Raw genomic sequence first — 3,845 nt, 5'->3', positions numbered from 1 at the left:
GGTGGTCGCAGCGGACCCGAAGACAAGATCTACATCCCACCGCGCGGCGCGAATCCCACCAACGGGAAGCCGACGAGCGAGCAGATCGAACTGCCGGACAAGGGAATTGTCACCACCTTCTGCATCGTCAACGTCCCGTTCCTCGGGCAGCGAATCAAACCGCCCTACGTGGCCGCCTACGTGCTTCTCGACGGGGCTGACATTCCGTTCCTGCACTTGATTCTCGAATGTGATGCCGCGGACGTACGCATGGGCATGCGCGTCGAAGCCAAGTGGAAGCCTCGCGAAGAGTGGGGTTACACCCTCGAGAACATCGAATACTTCCGGCCGACAGGTGAACCCGACGCCGAGTACTCCACCTTCCAACACCACCTGTGAGGCTCCTGAAATGACTTCTGCAGACATCGCAGTCGTGGGCTTTGCTCAGGCACCCCACGTCCGCGAAACCAACGGCACCACCAACGGCGTCGAGATGCTCGTCCCGTGCTTCCAGCAGCTCTACAGCGATCTGGGAATCACCAAGTCAGACATCGGCTTCTGGTGCTCCGGATCTTCCGACTACCTGGCCGGACGAGCGTTCTCCTTCATCTCGGCCATCGACTCCATCGGAGCGGTCCCGCCGATCAACGAATCTCACGTCGAGATGGACGCTGCGTGGGCCTTCTACGAAGCGTGGATCAAGATCTTGACCGGTGAGGTCGAGACCGCGCTGGTGTACGGATTCGGCAAGTCCTCCGCCGGGCACCTGCGCAAGATCCTGTCCATGCAGCTCGATCCGTACCTCGTCACTCCGCTGTGGCCGGACTCCGTCTCGATCGCCGGACTTCAAGCCCGACTCGGACTCGACGCGGGTAAGTGGACGCACGAGGACATGGCGGAGGTTGCCGCTCGTAGCCGTCGTCACGCGCTGAGCAATCCGAAGGCTCAGCTCGCAGGCGAGGTCGACATCGAGGCCCTTCTCGCCAGCCCCTTCCTCGCAGATCCGTTGCGCGCACACGATTGTGCGCCCATCACCGACGGCGCGGCAGCAATCGTCCTGGCCTCGGGTAACCGCGCCCGCGATCTCTGCGAGCGGCCGGCGTGGATCACCGGACTCGAGCATCGCATCGACTCCCCCAACCTGGGTGCACGTGACCTGACCACCTCACCGTCTACTACGTCGGCAGCCAAGGCGGCAACGGGCGGCGAGGTCGGCAACATCGACGTCGCCGAACTGCACGCACCGTTCACTCACCAGGAATTGATCTTGAAGGAAGCGATCGGCCTGACCGACGCCACCACGATCAACCCGTCCGGCGGTCCGCTCAGCGGCAACCCACTGTTCGCCGGTGGTCTGGAACGAATCGGCCACGCCGCCAAGGCAATCTTCGACGGCCAGGCGAATCGCGCTCTGGCCCATGCAACAAGCGGCCCTGTGCTGCAGCAGAATCTGGTAGCAGTCTTGGAGGGACGGAACTGATGGCCGGAACGCCTCAACTCGCGGCCGTGCTCGGCACCGGCCAAACTCACTACGTCGCAAAGCGTCACGATGTCTCGATGGCGGGCTTGGTCCGTGAAGCCATCGACGCCGCGATGCTCGACGCCAACGTCGGCTGGGACGACATCGACGCCGTCGTCATCGGAAAGGCCCCCGATTTGTTCGAGGGTTCGATGATGCCCGAACTCGCCATGTCGGATGCTCTGGGCGCAAACGGAAAGCCGTTGCTGCGTGTTCACACTGCCGGATCGGTGGGCGGTTCGACGGCTATCGTCGCCTCCAGCCTGGTCAAATCCGGTGTCCACAAGCGGGTTCTGACGGTTTCCTGGGAGAAGCAGTCCGAGTCGAACGCCATGTGGGCGCTGTCCGTACCGGTTCCGTTCAACATGCCGGTCGGCGCCGGTGCCGGTGGATACTTCGCCCCGCACGTCCGTTCGTACATTCGTCGATCGGGCGCACCGGAGCACATCGGCTACCTCGTCGCGGTGAAGGATCGGCTCAACGGCAGCCTCAATCCGTATGCGCACTTGCGGCAGCCGGACATCACTCTCGAATCGGTACAGGCATCTCAGATGCTCTGGGATCCGATCCGATACGACGAGACCTGCCCGTCCTCGGACGGCGCGTGCGCTCTGGTGATCGGCAACGAGGAAGCGGCCGCACAGGTCGAGGCCGAGGGTCGTTCGGTCGCGTGGATCCACGCGACGGCCATGCGCACCGAGCCGACCTTCTATGCCGGACGCGATCAGGTCAATCCGCAAGCCGGCCGTGACGCTGCAGCAGCACTGTGGAAGTCAGCGGGAATCACCGATCCGCTCAACGAGATCGACTGCGCCGAAATCTATGTCCCGTTCTCGTGGTTCGAGCCGATGTGGCTCGAGAACCTCGGCTTCGCGGAGGAAGGCCAGGGCTGGAAGCTCACCGAGGCGGGTGAAACCGCGATCGGCGGCAAGCTCCCGGTCAATGCCTCGGGCGGTGTTCTCTCCTCCAACCCGATCGGCGCCTCGGGCATGATCCGTTTTGCCGAGTCGGCGATGCAGGTCATGCACCGCGCCGGCGATCACCAGGTGGCCGATGCTCGCAAGGCGCTCGGCCATGCCTACGGCGGTGGCTCGCAGTACTTCTCGATGTGGGTCGTCGGCTCCGAACGTCCCACCACGTAAGCAGCAGCACACACGCCGATCAGGAAGAGGCCGAAGATGAAGTACACCGTCGGGGTTGCCATGAACCCCTTGGACCAGTTAGCCGGTATCGCCAAAACTGCTGAGGAATGCGGCTTTTCGTCGATCGCTCTCCCCGATTCACTGTTTTTCATGGAAACGCAGGCGGCGGATTACCCGTACACCCCGGACGGGTCTCGGATGTGGAATGCCGAGACCCCCTGGGTCGATCCGCTCATCGCCGCGGCTGCAATGGGCGCGGTGACCGAGAAGATCGAGTTCTACACCCAGGTGCTCAAGCTGGGTAGCCGCAATCCCGTCCTGCTCGCGCGGCAGGTCGGTTCGGTGGCGGCATTGACGAACAACCGTTTCGGCTTCGGCGTCGGAATCGGTTGGGCTCCGGAAGAGTTCGAGTGGTGCGGCGCTCCGTACAAGCGTCGGGGCGCACGTGTGGACGAGATGATCGACGTCCTCAAACTGATCCTCGGCGGCGGCATGGTCGAGTATCACGGTGAGTTCTTCGATTTCGATCGCCTGCAGATGAGCCCGGCCCCCACCAAGCCGGTTCCGTTCTACGTCGGCGGCCACACCGAGGTCGCACTCAAGCGTGCTGCGCGAGTCGGCGACGGTTGGACCTCGGCGATGATCAAGTTCGACGACCTGGTGGGTGTGATCGCACGACTACGCGAACTGCGCGCCGAGTACGGCCGCGAGAACGAGCCGTTCGAAATCCAGACGGTGTGCATCGACCGTTTCGGCAAGGACGGTTACGCAGAGCTCGAAGATGCCGGCGTCACGGACATCATTACCGTGCCTTGGGTTTTCGACGGAATCGGATTCGATGCCCCACTGGAGGCAAAGCAGGATTCGATGCGCAAATTCGCCGAGCAGTACATCAACTGAGGAGCCGCGATGACCGACGAACACCCCGCCCGCGTCGCGGGTAACGCTTCGCGCGCCGCAGCGAGTGGCAAGAACAAGGAAGCCTGGCTGGACCTCTTCGCCGAGGACGGTTGGGTGGAAGATCCGGTCGGGCCTTCGGGCTTCGATCCCGAAGGCAAAGGCCATCACGGGCGCGAAGCGATCTCCAAGTTCTACGACATGACGATCGCGAACGCGGACAAGCTCGAATTTCTGATCGACGATTCCCTGGTGTGCGGCAACGAGAACGTCAACATCGGCAAGATCCGAACCACCATCGGCGGCTC

At 63.0% G+C, this 3,845-nt stretch carries 5 protein-coding genes; all 5 read left to right on the top strand.

Translation table 11 applies throughout. The features are described 5' to 3' along the window. Nucleotides 1-378 (top strand): Zn-ribbon domain-containing OB-fold protein (locus A2J01_RS07630; RefSeq protein ID WP_197494174.1); only part of this gene is annotated, 378 nt, incomplete at its 5' end. A 10-nt stretch (nt 379-388) separates the two neighbouring features. Beyond that, nucleotides 389-1,459 (top strand): thiolase domain-containing protein, encoded by a 1,071-nt coding sequence (locus A2J01_RS07625; protein WP_007734273.1) that lies wholly within the window; start codon nt 389-391, stop codon nt 1,457-1,459. After that, entirely contained in the window at nt 1,459-2,640 is a 1,182-nt protein-coding gene (locus A2J01_RS07620) for a thiolase domain-containing protein (protein WP_007734272.1), read from the top strand. The genes A2J01_RS07625 and A2J01_RS07620 overlap by 1 nt, the downstream gene beginning before the upstream one ends. A 36-nt stretch (nt 2,641-2,676) precedes the next feature. Beyond that, a complete protein-coding gene (locus tag A2J01_RS07615) occupies nt 2,677-3,540 on the top strand; it encodes a TIGR03619 family F420-dependent LLM class oxidoreductase (RefSeq protein WP_019746978.1) in 864 nt (287 codons plus the stop codon). 9 nt (nt 3,541-3,549) lie between these two features. Then, a partial coding sequence (locus A2J01_RS07610) for a nuclear transport factor 2 family protein (RefSeq protein WP_064112437.1) occupies nt 3,550-3,845 on the top strand: 296 nt, incomplete at its 3' end.

Source organism: Rhodococcus sp. EPR-134 (genome assembly GCF_001647205.1).
Lineage (GTDB): Bacteria > Actinomycetota > Actinomycetes > Mycobacteriales > Mycobacteriaceae > Rhodococcus_F > Rhodococcus_F qingshengii.
Note: the sequence above shows the minus strand (reverse complement) of the source record. Positions and strands in the feature narration are given on the sequence as shown.

What these genes read in the sequence shown, in the direction of transcription:
- A2J01_RS07625 (WP_007734273.1), top strand. Translation starts at nt 389, where the DNA reads ATGACTTCTGCAGACATCGCAGTCGTGGGCTTTGCTCAGGCACCCCAC.
- A2J01_RS07615 (WP_019746978.1), top strand. Translation starts at nt 2,677, where the DNA reads ATGAAGTACACCGTCGGGGTTGCCATGAACCCCTTGGACCAGTTAGCC.
- A2J01_RS07620 (WP_007734272.1), top strand. Translation starts at nt 1,459, where the DNA reads ATGGCCGGAACGCCTCAACTCGCGGCCGTGCTCGGCACCGGCCAAACT.